Source organism: Klebsiella pneumoniae complex sp. WS1778, from assembly GCF_049472055.1.
Taxonomy (GTDB): domain Bacteria; phylum Pseudomonadota; class Gammaproteobacteria; order Enterobacterales; family Enterobacteriaceae; genus Klebsiella; species Klebsiella quasipneumoniae.
This window is the reverse complement of the sequence record NZ_JBKGTJ010000007.1, coordinates 1-18,642: the sequence shown is the minus strand read 5'-3', so window position 1 is coordinate 18,642 and position 18,642 is coordinate 1. Positions and strand designations below refer to the sequence as shown.

Genomic DNA, 18,642 nt, shown 5'->3' with positions numbered 1-18,642 from the left:
TTAATAAGTGATTAAATCACCATTTTCCGGCTAAACCTCTTGATCTCAATGGCGAAACTGCGGATAAGTGGAGGGCAAACCAGGACGTTGCTGATGACTAACGGAGTAGCCAGCCGCTGCTAATGGACAAACAGTATCTCGCCTTAAACGGCGCCCTTTTTTTCTGGCTTCTCGCGCTGATCGCCTGGTCTGTCGATGCGATCGTGCCGGCGCGCCTGGCGGCCGCCTGCGCGCTGGTCGCCTTCCTCCTCCATAGCCAACGGAACAAGATTAACCCAATGTTTATTAAGAAAAATAAAACGGAACCCCAGACTTCAGAAGTGGTCACGCCTCCGGCAAATAACCCAGAATCCCCAACGGTCGCCAGTAAAAAACAAGAGACCACGGTCATCGCCAGCGGGGTGCATTTCGTTGGCAATATTGTCGCCAGCGGCCATGTCTACATTCACGGCCAGCTTACCGGCAACATTGAGGCTAAAGAACATCTGATTAAGGTGATGCGTGAAGGCCAGGTGGAGGGCAACATCAGCTGCCGGGAGCTGATTATTGACGGCAAGGTGCAGGGCCAGTGTCGCGGCGACAGTATCACCATTGAGGAGCATGGCAATTTGGATGGCACCCTCACCTATCGCTCGCTGGCGATTAAAAAGGGCGGCCTGTTCACCGGCAGCGCCGAGGTGCTGGCCGCGGCGGAAAGCAAAAGTCATCTCATCGGCCTGGTTGCGGAAGACGGCGTGACGTCCGCCAGGCCGCAAAGCGCCTGAGATTGCAGCAAAAAAAAAGCCAGCACCCGGCTGGCTAAAGTAATACTGGAAGCAATGTGAGCAATGTCGTGCTTTCAGGCTTTCCGCAGGGGTCTTCCTGAATGCAGGACAATAATAATCATTCTCATTCGCACTTGTCTATCTTTTTTTGCAAAAAACAACATTGACTCCCCGGCTGCCGTCAGAGATGGTGAAGGGGAATCAACCACCAAAAAGAGGATAAGGGAATGAGTGACATAGTGATACGCCATGCCGAACCGCGCGATGCTGAACCTTTACGTATGCTGATGGCGCACCCGGAGGTCTATCATGACACGCTACAGATCCCTTACCCCGCCATGGAAGCCTGGCAGGAGAAGCTACAGCCCAAACCCCATACCTTCCATCTGGTAGCGACGCTGGACGATCGGGTTACCGGGCATCTGTCGCTCCATGTCGAGCCGCGCCCTCGCCGCAGCCACGTTGCGACCTTTGGTATGGCGGTTTCAGCAGGCCATCAGGGCCGCGGTATCGGCAGCGCCCTGATGCGCGAGATGATCGACCTGTGCGATAACTGGCTGCGCGTTGACCGCATCGAGTTGACGGTGTTCGCCGATAACGAGCCAGCGATTGCGGCGTACAAAAAACACGGTTTTGAGATCGAAGGCACCGGCAAGCGTTACGCGCTGCGCAACGGTGAGTATGTGGATGCGTATTATATGGCGAGAATGAAGTAGCTTATTGCCGGGTGGCGGCTTCGCCTTACCCGGCCTATGTTCGTGCCGTGGTTGGCCCGGTAAGCGCAACAGCGCCACCGGGCAACATATCAATACCCCGCCGTTAAATCATCCGGCGAACGCGGATCGGAGGCGCCATACAGCATCCCGTCCGGCCCCACCATAATGCTCTGGGTACTGCCCATCGCCTCTTTCAGCGCCACTTTCTGCCCCTTCGCCTCCAGCAGCTTCAGGGTATCCGGGCTAAAGCCTTTCTCTACCCGCAGCTCATCCGGCAGCCATTGATGGTGAAAACGCGGGGCGTTGGTGGCTTCTGCGACGTTCATCCCGAAATCGATGGTATTGACCACCATCTGCAGTACGGTGGTGATGATCCGGCTGCCCCCGGGACTGCCCGTCACCAGCCAGGTTTTGCCGTCTTTCACCACAATGGTCGGCGACATCGACGACAGCGGGCGTTTTTTCGGCTCCACCGCATTGGCGTCGCCGCCCACCAGGCCATAGACGTTAGGCACGCCGGGCTTCGCCGAGAAATCATCCATCTGGTTATTCAGCAGAATGCCGGAGTCGCCGGCCACAATGCCGGTACCGAAGGTGGTATTCAGCGTATAGGTCACCGCCACCGCATTGCCCTCTTTATCCACCACCGAGAAATGGGTGGTCTGGTTGCTTTCATAGGGCGCCAGTTTGCCCGGGCGGATCTGGCTGGAAGGCTTCGCCTTATTGACGTCGATCTCAGCGGCGATCGCTTTGGCGTAGGCTTTGCTGGTCAGCGCCTGCCACGGCACTTTGACGAAGTCAGGATCGCCGAGATATTCAGAGCGGTCGGCATAGGCGTGTTTCTCCGCCTCCGCCATCACCTGCATGGCGTCGGCGCTGCCGAAGCCATATTTCTGCAGATCGAAGTTTTCGAGGATATTGAGGATCTGCACGATGTGGATCCCGCCGGAAGACGGCGGCGGCATGGAATAAACCTCATACCCGCGATATTCGCCGCTAATCGGCGTGCGCTCCACCGCCTTATAGTTAGCGAGGTCGGCTTTGGTGATAAGCCCGCCGTGCTTTTTCATCTCCTCAGCGATCTGGTCGGCGATGGCGCCTTTATAGAAGGCATCCGGACCGTGCTCGGCAATCAGCTCGAGGCTTTTCCCCAGGTTCTTCTGTACCAGCCGGTCGCCCTTCTTTAGCGGCTCGCCGTTCTTCCAGAAGATCGCTTTGCTGTTTTCGTGCTGCGGGATCACTTCGCTGCCGTAGGTCTTCAGATCGTCCGCCAACGCATCGTTAACGATAAAGCCCTCTTCCGCCAGCTTAATCGCCGGGCGGATCACTTTGTTCAGCGGCATGGTGCCGTATTTTTCCAGGGCAAGAGAGAAACCGGCGACGCTGCCTGGCGTGCCGGAGGCGAGATGCGAGGTGAGCGATTTTTTACTGTCCGGGTTACCCTGATCGTCAAGGAACATGTCGCGGGTGGCCTGCTCCGGCGCCATTTCGCGGAAATCGATGGCCGTGGTCTTGCCGTCTTTCGTACGCAGCAGCATAAAACCGCCGCCGCCGATATTCCCGGCCTGCGGATGGGTGACCGCCAGCGCGTAGCCGACCGCCACCGCCGCATCGACGGCGTTGCCGCCCTGGCGCAGAATGTCCACACCGACGCGGGTGGCCAGGGCATCCACCGAGGCCACCATCCCCTGTCGGGCGCGAACCGGGTGGAACACATCCTCCTCTACGCCATAAGAGACCGGCGGCGGCGGTGGCGGACTGGCGGCAACGGTAAAACTCCCGCCCGCCAGCAACGCAGCGATGACCACCTGACGCCAGATTGTTGTTTTTATCATTGTCTTACTCCTGATAGGTAGGTTTCATTCCCCGCTTAAGCCTGGTTGATAACTCCTAAAAAATCATTGTTATGGCGGATTCGAGGTACACTTAAGTGATCCCACGCACGGGAGGAGAAAACCATGAAAGCGATGTTATTTCTGGCGGCGCTGATGCCGCTCGGCGTTTTAGCCCAGCCAATCAATATTGATAACAACCCCAATCAGCCGGGTTACGTGGTCCCCAGCCAGCAGCGCATGCAAAATGAGATGAAGGTGCAGCAACAGCAGCAGCAGAGCATGCTGAAGCAGAATCTGAACAATCAGACTCGCTCCCAGCAGCAGCATCTGCAAAACCAGCTGCAGACCAATCAGCAGCGTGCCGCACAGGGCGGGAATATCAATCCGCCGCAGCAGGTACTGCCGAACAATAATGGAGGGATGCTGCGGCAGACCAACCCGTAAAGGCCAGCCGCCGCGCAGTGGATATTAAGGCTGGAAATCCGGCCCGATGACGTCAATGGCATCGGTGCAGATGCAGTCTACGCCCCAGCGCAGCAGCTCGGCGGCGCGCTGGGGTTTGTTAACGGTATACACCAGGATATGCAGGCCGGCCTGTTTCAGGCTTGCCACCCGCCCGGCGTCCAGCAGCTTGTGGTTGAGGTGAATGGACACGCAGCCCAGCCGGGTGGTCAACTCCCGCCAGTCATCGCGCCACTCATCCAGCAGCAGCCCGCGCGGCAGCTCGGGAGCGGCTTCCTGCGCCGCCTCCAGGGCATCGATTTCAAACGACGACAGCAGCGGCGCGGTCATTCCCGCCCACAGCTCCCGTGCCGCCAGGGCCACCACGTTGCCGGTCTGCGGCCCAAGGCCAGTGGTCGGTTTAATTTCGATATTCGCCATCATGCCGTGACGGCGGCAGCGCTCCGCCACCTGGGAGAGCAGCGGCAGCGGCTCGCCCTTAAATTCACGGCTGAACCAGCTGCCAGCATCGACCTTCAGCAGATCGTCCCATGGCAGCTCCCCCGCCACGCCCCAGCCGTTGCTGGTGCGTTCGAGATTATCGTCATGCAGCAGAAAGATCTGCCCGTCCTTTGACAGCTTGGCGTCAAATTCAATCATCGTATGCCCGTAGCGGGCGCCAACATCGATAGCCGCCAGGGTGTTCTCCGGCGCCAGTTTACCGCCGCCGCGATGGGCGACGATACGGGGATAAGGCCAGTTACTCATGCGCGTTGTCCTGTTTCACCATCAAAGAGGTGCAGATGTTCCAAAGGCAGATGCAGCCATAGCGTGCTGCCTGCCGCCGGACGCTGCTGGTGCGGCAGTCTGACCACCAGCTTCTGTTCGCCCCAGCGCCCGTGGGCGAGGTTATCGGCACCTAAAATTTCCAGGGTGTCCATCAGCAGCGGAATGCCGCCTTGCGCCTGCGAGCTTAAGATAAAATGCTCCGGGCGGATACCGAGCGTCATTTTACGCCCGGCGTGGCGCCGATGCTCATGATTCGTCGGCAGCTGCATGCCGCCCGCCAGCTCAAAGCGACCGCCGTCATCGCTGATGCGCCCTTCCAGTAGGTTCATGGCCGGGCTGCCGATAAAGCTCGCCACAAAGCGGCTGGCCGGCTTCTCATATACTTCGACCGGGGTGCCGATCTGCTCGGCAACGCCTTTGTTCATCACCATCACCCGCTGGGCGAGGGTCATCGCCTCCACCTGGTCATGGGTAACGTACAACGAGGTGGTTTTCAGGCGGCGATGCAGCTGCTGCAGCTCAAGACGCATCTGCACGCGCAGCTTGGCGTCGAGGTTTGACAACGGTTCGTCGAAGAGGAATACCGCCGGGTCGCGCACGATGGCGCGGCCCATCGCCACGCGCTGGCGCTGGCCGCCGGAGAGCTCGCGCGGGCGGCGCTTGAGCAGGCCGTCCAGCTCAAGAATACGCGCCGCCTCCTGCACCCGCTCGGCGATCAATCCCTTACCCATGCCGCGGATCTTCAGCCCCCACGCCATGTTCTCTTCCACGCTCATATGCGGATAAAGGGCATAGTTCTGGAACACCATGGCGATACCGCGATCCTTCGGCTCCATCTCGGTCACCCGCTTGCGGTCGATCCAGATATCGCCGCTGGTCACCCGCTCCAGTCCGGCGACCATCCGCAGCAGCGTAGATTTCCCGCAGCCCGACGGGCCGACCATAACGATAAATTCCCCGTCCGCCACGTCCAGCGTCAGCGGTTGAATCACCTGGGTTTTGCCATCCCAGCTTTTGCTTACTGCCTGTAGTTTTAAACCAGCCATTTTATTTCTCACTATCGACCAGGCCACGCACAAACGCGCGCTGCATGGCTAAAACGATGACAACCGGCGGGATCAGGGTCAGCAGCATCGCCGCCATCACCTGATTCCACTGGGTAGTACCTTCGCCGGTGGCGATCATGCCTTTGATGCCGGCGACGGCGGTGCCAAGATTCACATCCTGAATAATCAGCAACGGCCACAGATACTGGTTCCAGCCGTAGATAAAGGTGATGACGAACAGCGCGGCGAGGTTGGTTTTCGACAGCGGCAGCACGATGTCGCGAAAAAAGCGCATCGGCGAAGCGCCATCGATACGCGCCGCTTCAATCAGCTCGTCCGGCAGGGTCATAAAGAACTGGCGGAACAGGAAGGTGGCGGTGGCCGAGGCCATTAGCGGCAGCGTAAGCCCGGCGTAGCTGTCGAGCATTTTTAGATTGGCGATCACTTCCACCGTCGGGAAAATACGCACCTCGACCGGCAGCATGAGGGTGATAAAGATCAGCCAGAAGAACAGGTTACGCAGCGGAAAGCGGAACCAGACGATGGCGAACGCCGAAAGCATCGACACCACGATTTTGCCTACCGTAATGGCGAACGCCATGATGAAGCTGTTGAGCATCATCAGCCAGAACGGCGCGCTGTTGACGCCGACGCCGTTCACCCAGATGGTCTTCATGTTCTCCAGCAAATGTCCGCCGGGGATCAGCGTCATCGGCGTTTCGAACACCGATTGGTTATCCAGCGTCGCCGCCACGAAGGCAACATACAGCGGGAATAAAATGACGGCGATGCCCAAAATCAGCATGGTGTGGCTGAAAATCGTCAGCCCGCGACGGTTCTCAATCATTGGTAACGCACCTTACTTTCAACGTAACGGAACTGCACCACCGTCAGGATAATGACGAGGAACATCAGCACCACCGACTGCGCGGCGGAAGCGGAAAGATCGAGCCCGGCGAAACCTTCGCGATAGATTTTGTAAATCAGGGTGGTGGTCGCCTGCACCGGGCCGCCGGCGGTGGCAGCATCGATCACCGGGAAGGTGTCGAAGAAGGCGTAAACCAGGTTGACCACCAGCAGGAAGAAACTTACCGGCGCAATCAGCGGCAGCGCCAGCTTGAAGAAGCGGCGGATTGGTCCGGCGCCGTCGATGGCAGCGGCCTCAACCAGCGAACGCGGGATCGACTGCAGCGCGGCGAAGAAAAACAGGAAGTTGTAACTTATCTGCTTCCATACCGAGGCAAAGACCACCAGGAACATCGCCTGGCCGCTGTTCTGCGCGTGGTTCCAGTCGTAGCCCAGCTCGCCAAGGAAGTGAGTGATCAGCCCGCGCCCGGGGTTAAAGAGGAAGATCCACAGCACCGCCGCGACGGCGGGGGCCACGGCGTACGGCAGCAGCATCAGCGTTTGATAAAAGCGGCTGCCGCGCACCACGTAGTCGACCAGCGCGGCGAAAAACAGCGAAATGAGCAGGCCGCTGACAGTCACCAGGGCGCTGAATTTTATGGTGGTCCAAAATGAGTCCAGATAGTACGGGTCATGGAACAGCGCAACGAAGTTATCCAGGCCGACGAACTGGCTGGAGAGGCCAAACGGGTCGACGCTCTGTAGCGAATACCACAGCGCTTCGCCCGCGGGCCAGATAAAGAAAATCAGCGTGATAATCAGCTGCGGCGCGACCAGCACGTAGGGCAGCCAGCGCGAGCGGAATACCGGACGGGATGATGACATGGAGATTGGGTTCCTGAACAATGCCGGGTGGCGGCTACGCCTTACCCGGCCTACATAGGGCACATCGTAGGCCCGGTAAGCGCAGCGCCACCGGGCAAGTTACAGATTACGATTTGGTCGCTTGTTCGAAGCGGCGCAGCAGCTGATTCCCACGCTGAACGGCGGAATCAAGCGCCTGTTGCGGGGTTTTCTTGCCGGTCCACACGCTCTCCAGCTCTTCATCGACGATGGTGCGGATTTGCGGCATGTTGCCCAGGCGCAGGCCTTTGGTGAACGGCAACGGCGGCTTGTTCAGCATCTGGCGGGTGGCGATATCGGCGCCCGGGTTCTTATCATAGAAGCCCTGCTGGCGGGTCAGATCGTAGGCCGCGGTGGTGATCGGCAGATAGCCGGTTTTCTGGTGCCACTCGGCGGCGTTTTCCGGTTTGGTCAGGAAGTCGAGGAACTTCGCCACGCCGGTGTAGGTCTCTTTGTCTTTGCCCTGCATCACCCACAGGCTGGCCCCGCCAATGATAGCGTTCTGCGGCGCGCCTTTCACATCGGCATCGTAAGGCATCATGCCGACGCCGTAGTTAAATTTGGCGTACTGGCGGATATCGGCCAGCGAGCCGGACGAGGCAGTGGTAATGGCACAATCGCCGTTATAGAACTTTTCAGTGGACTCGTCTTTACGCCCGAAGTAGCTGAAATCGCCCTTCTTGTTCATCTCTTCGAGCAGCGCGATATGCTTCACCTGCTCCGGCTTATTGAACTCAAGAACCGCGTCGGTGCCGTCAAAGCCATTATTTTTCGTCGCCACCGGCAGACCATGCCAGGCGCTGAAGTTCTCGATCTGGATCCAGCCCTGCCAGCCGCTGGCGTAGCCGCACTTCATCCCGGCAGCTTTCAGCTTCGCGGTGTAGGCCGCCAGATCCTGCCAGGTCTTCGGCGGCTGCTCTGGATCTAAACCGGCTTTTTTGAAGGCGTCTTTATTGTAGTACAGCACCGGGGTGGAGCTGTTAAACGGCTGGGAGAGCAGATGGCCGGTTTTCGAATCGGTGTAATACCCGGCGACCGTCGGCACAAACTGCGATTCATCAAACTTGATGCCCGCCTCGCTAAACACCTGGTAGACCGGCTTAATGGCTTTCGACGCCATCATGGTGGCGGTGCCCACTTCATACACCTGCAGGATCGCCGGCGCGTTGCCGGTACGGAAGGCGGCGATACCGGCGCTCAGGCTCTGTTCATAGTTGCCCTTGTATACCGGAACGATTTTGTAATCAGGATTGGCCGCGTTAAAGCGTTGCGCCAGAGAATCCACTTCTTTACCCAGTTCGCCTTCCATTGAGTGCCAGAACGGGATGGTGGTAACCGCCAGGGCCTGACCGGCAAAAGCCAGGCTCAGCGCCAGTCCTAAAGCTGTATGTCGTAACGATATCATCGGTTATCTCTCTTGTTGTGCCGGATGCGCGATTTCACGCGTTTTATGCTCGCGGGGTAACATGACATGTTCGAATTACAGAAAAATAACTTTTTTATTACAAAAAAAAGATAGTAACGGGTCAGAGAGATGACAAGCCGATGAAAGGATGGGGGAAGTAAAGTGGGAGCTGAGACACGGATAATATTCGTGCGATCGGCTCCCGGGGTCGGCGCAAGCGCCTCGCCCGGGCTACAACGGCTTGGGTAGCCCGGCCAAGCGAAGCGCCGCCGGGTTGCTACGAGTTAACCGTCATCCGCGCAAGCGCGCGACAATCTGTTCCAGGGTAAGTTGCCCCGCTGCAGCCTCGACGGTCATGCCGACGAAGTCTGGATTCGCCGGCAATATAATTCCATTTCGCTTTAAAAAAAGCAGGGTGATAAACAGTGCCGTACGCTTATTACCATCATTAAATATATGACCGCGAGAAATCGCCAGCAGGTGCATCGCAGCGAGTCGCCACACGTCTGTCACACCTTCATATTCAATTTTGTTTAGCACCCTATACATTATCGCTTCGGCACGCCCCGGGTCGGGCATACCGGCAACGCCAGGCGTGACGCGGAGCAGCCTGTCATGAAACTGTATTATCTCTTCCGCTGAGATAATCTGCAGCGTCATTTATCCGCAAGCTCCCTGATCTCAACACCATGAACCGCCATGATAGCCGCGAACTCATCATCCATTCTGGCCGCCTGGTAGCGTTCAAACTCTTCTGCACTAATGATGACTGCAGATTTATGCCCACGACGGGTAATGGTCACAGGTACACCTGTCACTGCGCTTTCCAGCACATCGGCCAGATTTTGCCGGGCTTCGCTATAGTTAACCGTTCTCATAAAAACCTCCAAAGCTGTACTCTTTTATTGTACAACAGACATGTACAAAAAAAGAGCCAACAGGCTCTTTTAAATGTATTCGTGCGATCGGCTCCCGGGGTCGGCGCAAGCGCCTCGCCCGGGCTACAAACCGGCGAAGCTAATGACGCCGGGTTGCGATGAATTAACCGCCGAGATAGGCGCTGCGCACCGCCTCGTTGGCCAGCAGCGCGTCGCCGGTATCCTCCAGCACCACGTGACCGTTCTCCAGCACGTAGCCGCGGTCGGCCAGCTTCAGCGCCTGGTTGGCGTTCTGCTCGACGAGGAAGATAGTCATCCCCTGCTCGCGCAGTTGCTCAATGGTATCGAAGATCTGCTGAATAATGATCGGCGCCAGCCCTAATGACGGTTCATCCAGCAGCAGCAGACGCGGCTGGCTCATCAGAGCGCGACCGATCGCCAGCATCTGCTGTTCGCCGCCGGACATGGTGCCGGCGCGCTGGATACGGCGCTCGTGCAGACGCGGAAACAGCTCATACACCCATTTGATGCGGGTCTGGAACTGATCGCGGTCGGCAAAAAAACCGCCCATCGCCAGGTTCTCTTCCACCGTCATACGCGAAAAGACGCGCCGCCCTTCCGGGACGATCGCCACCGCCTCACGCATGATCTTCGCCGTCTGCCAGTCGGTAATATCCTTACCGTCAAAGACAATGCGCCCGCTGGAGGCGCGCGGATCGCCGCACAGCGTGCCGAGCAGGGTGGTTTTCCCCGCGCCGTTGGCGCCGATAAGCGTCACAATCTCGCCCTGTTTGATATGCAGGCTGACGTTGTGCAGCGCCTGAATCTTGCCGTAGTGGGCGCTGACGTTGTCAAAAGTTAACATCGCGTTTTCCATCTTATGCCTCACCAAGGTATGCGCGGATCACGTCCGGGTTATTACGAATCTCTTCCGGCGTCCCGTTGGCCAGCGGTGTCCCCTGGTTCACGACGTAGATACGATCGGAAATGCCCATCACCAGCTTCATATCGTGTTCGATAAGCAGGATGGTGGTGTTGTGATGGTTACGCAGCTCGGCGATAAGCTCGTCCAGCTCTTTGGTCTCTTTCGGGTTCAGCCCCGCCGCGGGTTCATCGAGCATCAGAATTTCCGGCTGGGTCACCATGCAGCGGGCAATCTCCAGCCGGCGCTGGTCGCCATAGGCCAGGTTGCTGGCCTGGCGGTTAGCGTGCTCCAGCAGGCCGATACGCTCCAGCCAGGTGGCCGCGCGGTCCAGCGCTTCGCTCTGCGCCCGACGGAAGGCCGGCGTTTTCAGCAGACCGGAGAAGAGTCCGGTTTTCAGCTGCTGATGTTGCGCCACCAGCAGGTTTTCAATCACCGTCATTTCGCGGAACAGACGCACGTGCTGGAAGGTCCGCACCACGCCCATCCGGGCAATCTGCTGGCCCGGCAGCCCTTCCAGATGCTGGTCGCGCAGCAGAATGGTGCCGCCGGTAGGCTTGTAGAAACCGGTCAGGCAGTTAAAGACCGTGGTCTTCCCGGCGCCGTTGGGGCCGATCAGCGAGACGATCTCGCGCTCTCTGAGCTCCAGCGACACATTGTTGACGGCCAGCAGACCGCCGAAACGCATCATCAGGCCGCTGACGGATAATAATGGCTGACTCATGCCTGCTCTCCTTTCGCCTGACCGTTTTTCAGCTTCAACTGCACGCGCGTCATTGGCAGAAGCCCCTGCGGACGCCAGATCATCATCAGCACCATCAGGCCGCCGAGCATTAACATGCTGTATTCGTTAAAGTCACGCATCAGCTCACGCGACACCACCAGCAGAATAGCCGCCAGGATCACCGCGAACTGCGAGCCCATCCCGCCCAGCACGACGATCGCCAGTACGAAGGCGGACTCGGCGAAGGTAAAGGATTCCGGACTGACGAAGCCCTGGCGCGCGGCGAACAGCGTCCCGGCAAAGCCGGCAAACGCGGCGCTGATGGTAAAGGCGGTCAGCTTAATGCGCGTCGGGCTCAGGCCCAGCGAACGACAGGCGATTTCATCTTCACGCAGCGCTTCCCACGCCCGCCCCAGCGGCATCCGCAGCAGGCGGTTGATAACGAACAGGCTCAGCACCACCAGCAGCAGCGCCACCAGGTAGAGGAAAATCACCCGGTCGGAGGGATCGTATTTGACGCCGAAGAAGTTGCTGAAGGTATCCCAGCCGCCTTCGCGGGCGCTACGGCTAAACTCGAGGCCAAAGAAGGTCGGTTTCGGGATCTGGCTGATGCCGTTCGGCCCGCCGGTGATTTCGGTATTGTTGAGCAGCAGAATACGCACGATCTCGCCGAAGCCTAAGGTCACGATCGCCAGGTAGTCGCCGCGCAGACGCAGTACCGGGAAACCGAGCAGGAAGCCAGCCGCCGCGGAGACCAGGCCGGCCAGCGGCAGACAGGTCCAGAAACCGAGACCGTAATAGTGGTTCAGCAGCGCGAAAGTGTAGGCGCCGATGGCGTAGAACCCGCCGTAGCCCAGCACCAGCAGGCCGGAAAGCCCGACCACCACGTTCAGCCCGAGGCCGAGGATGATATAGATCATCGTCAGGGTGGCGATATCCACCGTGCCGCGCGACACCATAAACGGCCAGGCCACGGCAATGACCAGCAGGGCGATCAGGAACAGCTTCTGCTTCACCGTTGAGCCGTCAATCGCCGGCATAATAAACTTCGGCCCGGAGACGTTCTTAACCGCTTTCTGGAACAGCGGCCGCAGCAGCTGGAAGAAAAAGACCACCGCGGTGCCGATGAAGATCCACTGCCAGCGAATATCGGCGGCGGTATCCACCACCAGTTTGGTGCCGTTCAGCTCCAGCTGCACGCCCATAAAGACGCCCGCCAGAATGAAGAACATCGCAGCAGAGAGCAGCGCCATTGCAATTTGCATCGGTTTCATACTTTTTCAACCTCCGGGCGGCCCAGAATGCCGGTCGGCATTACTAACAGCACCAGAATCAGCAGCGCGAAGGAAACCACGTCCTTATATTCAGTGCTGAGATAGGCAGAAGAGAGCGCTTCGGCAATACCCAGGATCAGGCCGCCGATCATCGCGCCCGGAATACTGCCGATACCGCCGAGCACGGCGGCGGTGAAGGCCTTCATCCCGGCCATAAAGCCGATGTAGGGGTTAATCACGCCGTAGAACTGCCCCAGCAGCACGCCGGCCACCGCCGCCATCGCTGCGCCGATGACAAAGGTCAGGGCGATAACGCGGTCGGTATTAATCCCGAGCAGGCTGGCCATTTTCAGGTCTTCGGCACAGGCGCGGCAGGCGCGTCCCATCCGCGAGTAGCGAATGAACAGCGTCAGGGCCAGCATGGCGATAAAAGTCACCACCCAGATCACCAGCTGCATGGTGGTGATCGTCGCGGAGAAGCTGTCGCTGTGGCCGACAACCCACTGGCCGTTAAACAAGCTCGGCAGCGCCACGTCGCGGGAGCCCTGGGTCAGGCTGACGTAGTTCTGCAGGAAGATAGACATCCCGATAGCGGAGATCAGCGCAATAAGACGTTTGGAGTTACGCACCGGCCGATAGGCCACGCGCTCAATGCTCCAGCCGTAGGCGCTGGCAATCACAATGGCGCCCACGAAGCCGGCGGCGACCAGCAGCCAGCTGGTGTCGATGCCCATCATCATCAGCGCGGCGATGATCATGAAGGAGACATAGCTGCCAATCATATAGACCTCGCCGTGGGCGAAGTTGATCATGCCGATAATGCCGTACACCATCGTATAGCCGATGGCGATCAGCGCATAGGTACTGCCCAGCGTGACGCCGTTAAACATCTGCTGCAGAAAATAGAGAAACTGCTCGGACATAAGGTAACCTTTTTCAAACCGCCCGCGGTTCGCGGGCGGAGGGATAACTCATCTTCAGCGCTTATTTCGCCGCGCTCGAAGAGCCGTCGGCGTGCCACTGGAAGACACCAAACTCAAATCCCTTCAGATCGCCTTTTTCATCCCAGGTCAGCGGCCCAATCACGGTTTTCGCCCCGTGCGCTTTCAAATCTTTGATTAAATCCAGCGGCTGCTGGCTGCCGGTTCTGTCCATCGCCTGCGCCAGCGACTGAACCGCGGCGTAAGTGATCCAGACATACGGCCCGCTCGGATCTTTCTTCTCCGCTTTCAGCGCGTTGACGATGGTGCTGTTGGCAGGGTCCTGATCGTAGCGTTTTGGCATTGTCACCAGCATCCCTTCCGCCGCGGCGCCCGCGATATTGGACAGCGAGGCGTTGCCGACCCCTTCCGGCCCCATAAACACGGTTTTCAGCCCGGCGGAGCGCGCCTGGCGCAGCATCTGGCCCATTTCCGGGTAGTAGCCGCCGTAGTAGACGAAGTCGATGTTCTCTTTCTTCAGGCGCGCCAGCAGGGCGGAGAAATCTTTTTCCCCCGCGGTGATGCCGTCAAAGAAGACGATGTTGGCGCCGGCTTTTTTCAGGTTGTCCTGCACCGAACGCGCCAGCCCTTCGCCGTACTGCTGCTTGTCATGAATGATGGCGATACGCTGCGGTTTCACTTTCTCGACGATATATTTCGCCGCGGTCGGCCCCTGCGAGGAGTCGAGGCCGGCGGTACGCATGATGTACTGATAGCCGCGCTGGGTCAGCTCCGGGTTGGTCGCTCCCGGGGAGATCATCAGGATGCCTTCATCCTCATAGATATCGGAAGCCGGCTGGGTGGAAGAGGAGCACAGGTGGCCGATAACGTACTGAATACCGTCGTTGACGATTTTGTTGGCTACCGCGACCGCTTGCTTCGGATCGCAGGCGTCGTCGTATTCGACGGCCACCAGCTTGTCGCCCTTAATGCCGCCGCTGGCGTTGATGTCTTTAATCGCCTGACGCGCGCCATTGAACTCCATGTCGCCCCACTGGGCCACTGGGCCCGACATCGCGCCGACCACGGCGACCTTAATATCCTTGGCCATCGCCGCGTGCGACATCGCTAATGCGACAATGCCCGCGACGATGGTTTTCGCGTTCCTTTTCATGCTGCAGAACCCCGTTCGTGATGTGGTGTAAATGTTTTGTATTTTTATGGTTAAAAAGCATTCTGTGCTTTTATTAAACAACGCCATTTTTACCATTGAGTTTAATGGTTTAGCGCAGCTTTTCACTAAAAAACAGATTAAAATCTCTATTTTTCAGTCGATTAAGCAAAGATAATATTCTGTATTTTGCTGAAGATAAACAAAAAAAAGTCCATGCGGCAGCATAAAATAACGATACATAAGGCGGAATAAAACGCTGCACATTAGGTTAAAATTCTGCTTATTTTTCGATCCATGACGGATTGCGCTACCCCAACAACGCCAGGAAAACGAATCCCCTGATGTATGCGCAAAAAACAGCGCTCCGCCAGACAGCAATTTTGGGTACACTGGCGCCTCTGTTTTGCACTGGACTTGCCGCCCATGAAACTGACCATTATCCGTTTACAGCACTTCAGCGATCAGGATCGCATTGATCTGGGAAAAATCTGGCCGTCGCAGGATCTGTCGACGCTGACCCTTGATGAAAACCATCGTCTCTACGCCGCCCGCTTTAACGAGCGCCTGCTGGGCGCCGTGCGCGTTACCCTGCGCGGCGTTGAAGGTGAGCTCAGCGATCTGTGCGTGCGTGAAGTGACCCGCCGCCGCGGCGTCGGGCAATATTTAGTGGAAGAGACGTTGCGTGATAACCCGGCCATCAAAAGCTGGCGCGTCGCCGACCAAGGGGTGGAGGACCGCGGCGTGATGGCGGCCTTTATGCAGGCGCTCGGCTTTAGCGCCCAGCAGACCGGTTGGGAAAAGCATTAAGAAAAGCGTTCGTCAGGTAACACAGCGCTTGTTTGTTGCCTCCCGGCAACGGAATAAAGCCCAGCCGCGGGTGAACGGCTGGGCTTGTTTATTTCATACTGCGACGATAATGCCATGGTGCCCCGAACGTGAAACTGCGGATTGTCCTGTCAGATATCCGCCAGGACAAAGGCTCGCGTGATATTTCAGAATTTAATCTGCAAGCACAGTTTCTCCTGGCGTTTCACGTGCGGTAAGATTCGCTGACGCGTAAAATTGCGCAGAAAGTATTCAGCGCAACGCGATCATCAGCAGTCAACATGGAATAAACATATGGAAATGTATATCGGGCTGGCTATTGTCGCCGTGATCCTTATCTGGGCGATCTTCACCTATAACCGTTTTATCTCTCTACGCCGTTTCAAAGATGAAGCCTGGAGTGGCATTGCCGTCCAGCTCAAGCGCCGTCACGATCTGGCGCCCAATCTGTTCAGTCTGGTCAAACGCTATGCGCAGCACGAAAAAGAGCTGCTGGAAGAGATCGGCCGCCAGCGCAGCGTCCTGATCGGCAATCCCCGACAGGTGGCCGACAGCGAGCAGCAATATGCCGGAACGTTGAGTCGTATCTTCGCCCTGGCGGAAGCCTATCCGGAACTCAAAGCCAGCGAAAATTTCCTCTCGCTGCAGCAATCCCTTGGCGAAATAGAAGAACAGCTGCAAATGGCCCGCCGTTACTTCAACGCCACGGTCCGTGAGTTTAATATTCTGGTGGAGTCTTTCCCCAGCCTGCTGCTGGCCCGCCTGTTTAGCTTCAGGGCGGAACTGTTCTTTGAACTGGAGTCCCCTGAAGAAGCCAAATTGCCGCGGATGGAGTGACCTATGTCCACCTGGTCCATGCGGATACTGCGCAGTATTGGCCTGTTGCTGCTGCTGTTGAGCATCTCTGGCTTAGCCGTCAGCGACGATAACGCTATCACCGAGGCGTCGCCACTCCCGGCCAATGTCCGCCGGGTTCCCGCGTATGAACATATTCTCTTTTTCGATTCCCTGGCGCGTTTTCAGCCAAACGGCAGCATGGAGATGCGGGAAAATATCACCGTGCTGTCCCTCGGAAAGGAGATTCGTCGAGGCATTTTCCGCACGCTACCTCTCTCCTGGCACCGGCAGGACGGCAAAATTTTTAGCGTTGATTACGTCATCAAATCGGTCTCACGCAATGGACTCCCTGAACCCTACAGCCTCGATCGCACGACAAAAGCGCTGACCGTGCGCATTGGCAGCGCCGATCGCACCCTGAAGCCAGGTATTTATAACTATGAAATTCGCTATCAGGTTAGCAACCATTTCAGCCGCTTCCATGACTGGGATGAGCTGTACTGGAACGTGACGGGCAACGACTGGAGCTGGCCAATCGGGAAAGCCCGTTTCCAGCTTGTACTGCCTGACGCCGCCGGGCAGCTGAATGCGGATGGCAGAGATGCAAGGTTGCGCACCATTGATGTTTACACTGGTCGTCAGGGGGCGAAAGACCACCATGCGATCATCCTGCCTGATGGCAGCATACAAACTTCCCGCCCCCTTGCCACCGGCGAAGGGCTAACCGTGGTCTATACCTGGCCTCGAGATATTCTGGCAGGCGCCGCCGCGCCCGAAGCGGTCTGGCCGTTGGTCCATTTACTGGTGCCGACGCTGGCCACCAGTATTATCTGGCTTCCCCTGCTACTGCTTGTTGGCTACTACTGGCTGTGGTGGCGCAAAAACGTCATCGCGGCGGGGTTAAAAATGCCGCCGGTGACGCCGCTATTTTCGCTGCCCGCCGCGATGTCGCCAGGCTATCTGCGCTTTATTACGCAACGTAAGTATGATGATGTGGCATTCAGTAGCGATTTGCTGGGACTGGTTGCCAAACGAGCAATCAGATTAACGAGTAAAAAAAGCCAAACCAAAGGCGCGTGGTCTTCATCCCCTGTTGATGAGCAGTGGCTTTCCCGTCAGCCAGACGAAAAACATAAGCCGCTGAACCCCAATGAAAAGCAGTTGATGAGCCTGCTTTTCAGCGCTAAACGTAAGAACATCAATCTCAGTACGCCGCATCAAACGTTGATGCAAAACGCGCGCAGATGGCTGGAAAAATGTTGTGAAGAGCAGAAATCGCAGCTGTGCCGGACATGGGGTAAACCGCTGCGTCATTGTATTTATATTGCTCTGCTGATCCCGATCGTTTGCGGCATCGGATTTAGCCCGGCGGCGGCGGCGCTCACCGTTCCCTGTCTGCTGTTTGTATCGGTCGGCGGGGTGATGACGTATTTGTGCCTGAGGTTTTTACGCAATCCGATGAAAACCCTGCGTAGTTTGGGACCAGTGATGATCCTGATGGCGCTGGTATTTAGCCCTTTCGCCACCGTGGCGGGCGGTGTTTTCCTGCTTGGCATGCTACCCCTCACCCAACTTCCTGCCGGCTATCCTGGCGCCTTGTTAACCGCCATCGCACTGTGCGCGTTCGTCGCCTGGAAAACACCTCGCTATACGCAGAAGGGGTTAAACGATCTGGCCGTCGCCAAGGGCTTGAAGCTGTATATTAAAACCGCCGAAGAGAAGCGTTATCAGACACTTTATCCACCTGACCAGATGGTCGCTCACTTTGAAAGCCTGCTGCCGGTCGCTCTGGCGCTCGGCGTAGGAAAGACCCTGGCGAACACTTTTTCCCGATATTTAAGCAGCACCGGCGCGATGTCGGAAGTGTTAGCGCAGGCAGACTGGCAGGATATGCATCATTTCTACCAGAGCTGTCATTCCGCCGCCGGCGAGAAGCCGGTGCAGCGTTCAGAGGGTGACTCGTCAGGGTCGGGCTATAGCGGTTCCGGCTCTTCCGGTGGCGGATCGTCAGGCGGCGGTTCCGGTGGTGGTGGCGGCGGTGGCTGGTAAGAGAAGGCCGGATAGCATTTATCCGGCCAACACATCTGGGGCGTGAAAGGCGCCCCACCCATTTAACCCAGCATTTCGCGTGGCAAAAAGGCGTCAAGACCCGACATCCCCGGGAGCTTACATCAGTAAGTGACCGGGGTTGAGGGCCGCAGACAACGCATTTGCAGCGTGAAAGGCGCCCCGCCCATTTAACCCAGCATTTCGCGTTGCAAAAAGGCGTCAAGACCCGAAATCCCCGGGAGCTTACATCAGTAAGTGACCGGGGTTGAGGGCCGCAGACAACGCATTTGCAGC

19 protein-coding genes are annotated in these 18,642 nt (G+C 57.7%); 6 read left to right on the top strand and 13 right to left on the bottom strand.

All coding sequences use genetic code 11. From position 1 onward, the window contains the following. The first annotated feature begins 122 nt into the window (after window positions 1-122). Together ACLEXF_RS22760 and yhhY are read left to right on the top strand one after the other, a co-directional pair. Entirely contained in the window at window positions 123-764 is a 642-nt protein-coding gene (locus ACLEXF_RS22760) for a bactofilin family protein (RefSeq protein ID WP_069603521.1), read from the top strand. Between the two features lie 239 nt (window positions 765-1,003). Further along, window positions 1,004-1,480: an N-acetyltransferase gene (yhhY, locus tag ACLEXF_RS22755; RefSeq protein ID WP_074195325.1), complete on the top strand. Its 477-nt coding sequence runs from the start codon at window positions 1,004-1,006 to the stop codon at window positions 1,478-1,480. Between the two features lie 89 nt (window positions 1,481-1,569). Here the strand turns inward: yhhY and ggt are convergent, their stop codons facing one another. After that, window positions 1,570-3,315, bottom strand: a complete 1,746-nt coding sequence (ggt, locus tag ACLEXF_RS22750; RefSeq protein WP_017899976.1) for a gamma-glutamyltransferase — start codon at window positions 3,313-3,315, stop codon at window positions 1,570-1,572. A 123-nt stretch (window positions 3,316-3,438) separates the two neighbouring features. Between ggt and ACLEXF_RS22745 the strand changes: the two genes are divergently transcribed. Further along, window positions 3,439-3,759: a DUF2756 family protein gene (locus ACLEXF_RS22745; RefSeq protein WP_004202118.1), complete on the top strand. Its 321-nt coding sequence runs from the start codon at window positions 3,439-3,441 to the stop codon at window positions 3,757-3,759. A 24-nt stretch (window positions 3,760-3,783) separates the two neighbouring features. On the opposite strand, the gene ugpQ is transcribed toward ACLEXF_RS22745, so the two are convergent. The 12 genes from ugpQ to livK form a co-directional block, all read right to left on the bottom strand. After that, the gene (gene ugpQ, locus ACLEXF_RS22740) at window positions 3,784-4,524 is read right to left on the bottom strand and encodes a glycerophosphodiester phosphodiesterase (RefSeq protein ID WP_004202117.1); all 741 of its coding nucleotides are present in this window, start codon (window positions 4,522-4,524) and stop codon (window positions 3,784-3,786) included. After that, a complete protein-coding gene (locus tag ACLEXF_RS22735; RefSeq protein ID WP_004150074.1) occupies window positions 4,521-5,591 on the bottom strand; it encodes a sn-glycerol-3-phosphate import ATP-binding protein UgpC in 1,071 nt (356 codons plus the stop codon). Before ACLEXF_RS22735 ends, ugpQ begins: the two co-directional genes overlap by 4 nt. Window position 5,592: 1 nt before the next feature. Further along, window positions 5,593-6,438, bottom strand: a complete 846-nt coding sequence (ugpE, locus tag ACLEXF_RS22730) for a sn-glycerol-3-phosphate ABC transporter permease UgpE (RefSeq protein ID WP_023319266.1) — start codon at window positions 6,436-6,438, stop codon at window positions 5,593-5,595. After that, window positions 6,435-7,322 carry a sn-glycerol-3-phosphate ABC transporter permease UgpA gene (gene ugpA / locus ACLEXF_RS22725; protein ID WP_002920792.1) on the bottom strand — a complete coding sequence of 296 codons (888 nt, stop codon included), beginning with the start codon at window positions 7,320-7,322 and terminating at the stop codon, window positions 6,435-6,437. Before ugpA ends, ugpE begins: the two co-directional genes overlap by 4 nt. 106 nt (window positions 7,323-7,428) lie before the next feature. Beyond that, window positions 7,429-8,745 carry a sn-glycerol-3-phosphate ABC transporter substrate-binding protein UgpB gene (gene ugpB, locus ACLEXF_RS22720; RefSeq protein WP_004174008.1) on the bottom strand — a complete coding sequence of 439 codons (1,317 nt, stop codon included), beginning with the start codon at window positions 8,743-8,745 and terminating at the stop codon, window positions 7,429-7,431. Between the two features lie 291 nt (window positions 8,746-9,036). Beyond that, complete coding sequence (locus ACLEXF_RS22715) at window positions 9,037-9,405, bottom strand: type II toxin-antitoxin system death-on-curing family toxin (protein WP_002920800.1); 369 nt, start codon at window positions 9,403-9,405, stop codon at window positions 9,037-9,039. Then, the gene (locus ACLEXF_RS22710; protein WP_048295677.1) at window positions 9,402-9,623 is read right to left on the bottom strand and encodes a type II toxin-antitoxin system Phd/YefM family antitoxin; all 222 of its coding nucleotides are present in this window, start codon (window positions 9,621-9,623) and stop codon (window positions 9,402-9,404) included. The genes ACLEXF_RS22715 and ACLEXF_RS22710 overlap by 4 nt, the downstream gene beginning before the upstream one ends. A gap of 163 nt (window positions 9,624-9,786) precedes the next feature. After that, entirely contained in the window at window positions 9,787-10,500 is a 714-nt protein-coding gene (gene livF, locus ACLEXF_RS22705) for a high-affinity branched-chain amino acid ABC transporter ATP-binding protein LivF (protein ID WP_004145133.1), read from the bottom strand. Between the two features lies 1 nt (window position 10,501). Continuing rightward, entirely contained in the window at window positions 10,502-11,269 is a 768-nt protein-coding gene (gene livG, locus ACLEXF_RS22700; RefSeq protein ID WP_002920803.1) for a high-affinity branched-chain amino acid ABC transporter ATP-binding protein LivG, read from the bottom strand. Next, on the bottom strand, window positions 11,266-12,543 hold the full coding sequence (gene livM / locus ACLEXF_RS22695) for a branched chain amino acid ABC transporter permease LivM (protein ID WP_004202111.1): 1,278 nt from the start codon (window positions 12,541-12,543) through the stop codon (window positions 11,266-11,268). The genes livG and livM overlap by 4 nt, the downstream gene beginning before the upstream one ends. After that, window positions 12,540-13,466, bottom strand: coding sequence for a high-affinity branched-chain amino acid ABC transporter permease LivH (livH, locus tag ACLEXF_RS22690; RefSeq protein ID WP_002920807.1), 927 nt, complete (start codon window positions 13,464-13,466; stop codon window positions 12,540-12,542). The genes livM and livH overlap by 4 nt, the downstream gene beginning before the upstream one ends. A 61-nt stretch (window positions 13,467-13,527) precedes the next feature. Further along, window positions 13,528-14,637 (bottom strand): high-affinity branched-chain amino acid ABC transporter substrate-binding protein LivK, encoded by a 1,110-nt coding sequence (gene livK, locus ACLEXF_RS22685; RefSeq protein ID WP_407259565.1) that lies wholly within the window; start codon window positions 14,635-14,637, stop codon window positions 13,528-13,530. Window positions 14,638-15,060: 423 nt separating this feature from the next. Here livK and panM point away from each other — a divergent pair, with 423 nt between their 5' ends. From panM to ACLEXF_RS22670, 3 genes are all read left to right on the top strand, one after another. Beyond that, window positions 15,061-15,444, top strand: coding sequence for an aspartate 1-decarboxylase autocleavage activator PanM (panM, locus tag ACLEXF_RS22680; RefSeq protein ID WP_048295678.1), 384 nt, complete (start codon window positions 15,061-15,063; stop codon window positions 15,442-15,444). Window positions 15,445-15,756: 312 nt separating this feature from the next. Beyond that, entirely contained in the window at window positions 15,757-16,299 is a 543-nt protein-coding gene (locus ACLEXF_RS22675; RefSeq protein ID WP_043522571.1) for a LemA family protein, read from the top strand. Window positions 16,300-16,302: 3 nt separating this feature from the next. Then, a complete protein-coding gene (locus ACLEXF_RS22670; RefSeq protein ID WP_043522569.1) occupies window positions 16,303-18,348 on the top strand; it encodes a DUF2207 domain-containing protein in 2,046 nt (681 codons plus the stop codon). Window positions 18,349-18,642 lie beyond the last annotated feature (294 nt).

What these genes read in the sequence shown, in the direction of transcription:
- ACLEXF_RS22760 (WP_069603521.1), top strand. Translation starts at nt 123, where the DNA reads ATGGACAAACAGTATCTCGCCTTAAACGGCGCCCTTTTTTTCTGGCTT.
- ggt (WP_017899976.1), bottom strand. Translation starts at nt 3,315, where the DNA reads ATGATAAAAACAACAATCTGGCGTCAGGTGGTCATCGCTGCGTTGCTG.
- ACLEXF_RS22745 (WP_004202118.1), top strand. Translation starts at nt 3,439, where the DNA reads ATGAAAGCGATGTTATTTCTGGCGGCGCTGATGCCGCTCGGCGTTTTA.
- ugpQ (WP_004202117.1), bottom strand. Translation starts at nt 4,524, where the DNA reads ATGAGTAACTGGCCTTATCCCCGTATCGTCGCCCATCGCGGCGGCGGT.
- ACLEXF_RS22735 (WP_004150074.1), bottom strand. Translation starts at nt 5,591, where the DNA reads ATGGCTGGTTTAAAACTACAGGCAGTAAGCAAAAGCTGGGATGGCAAA.
- ugpE (WP_023319266.1), bottom strand. Translation starts at nt 6,438, where the DNA reads ATGATTGAGAACCGTCGCGGGCTGACGATTTTCAGCCACACCATGCTG.
- ugpA (WP_002920792.1), bottom strand. Translation starts at nt 7,322, where the DNA reads ATGTCATCATCCCGTCCGGTATTCCGCTCGCGCTGGCTGCCCTACGTG.
- ugpB (WP_004174008.1), bottom strand. Translation starts at nt 8,745, where the DNA reads ATGATATCGTTACGACATACAGCTTTAGGACTGGCGCTGAGCCTGGCT.
- ACLEXF_RS22715 (WP_002920800.1), bottom strand. Translation starts at nt 9,405, where the DNA reads ATGACGCTGCAGATTATCTCAGCGGAAGAGATAATACAGTTTCATGAC.
- ACLEXF_RS22710 (WP_048295677.1), bottom strand. Translation starts at nt 9,623, where the DNA reads ATGAGAACGGTTAACTATAGCGAAGCCCGGCAAAATCTGGCCGATGTG.
- livF (WP_004145133.1), bottom strand. Translation starts at nt 10,500, where the DNA reads ATGGAAAACGCGATGTTAACTTTTGACAACGTCAGCGCCCACTACGGC.
- livG (WP_002920803.1), bottom strand. Translation starts at nt 11,269, where the DNA reads ATGAGTCAGCCATTATTATCCGTCAGCGGCCTGATGATGCGTTTCGGC.
- livM (WP_004202111.1), bottom strand. Translation starts at nt 12,543, where the DNA reads ATGAAACCGATGCAAATTGCAATGGCGCTGCTCTCTGCTGCGATGTTC.
- livH (WP_002920807.1), bottom strand. Translation starts at nt 13,466, where the DNA reads ATGTCCGAGCAGTTTCTCTATTTTCTGCAGCAGATGTTTAACGGCGTC.
- livK (WP_407259565.1), bottom strand. Translation starts at nt 14,637, where the DNA reads ATGAAAAGGAACGCGAAAACCATCGTCGCGGGCATTGTCGCATTAGCG.
- panM (WP_048295678.1), top strand. Translation starts at nt 15,061, where the DNA reads ATGAAACTGACCATTATCCGTTTACAGCACTTCAGCGATCAGGATCGC.
- ACLEXF_RS22675 (WP_043522571.1), top strand. Translation starts at nt 15,757, where the DNA reads ATGGAAATGTATATCGGGCTGGCTATTGTCGCCGTGATCCTTATCTGG.
- ACLEXF_RS22670 (WP_043522569.1), top strand. Translation starts at nt 16,303, where the DNA reads ATGTCCACCTGGTCCATGCGGATACTGCGCAGTATTGGCCTGTTGCTG.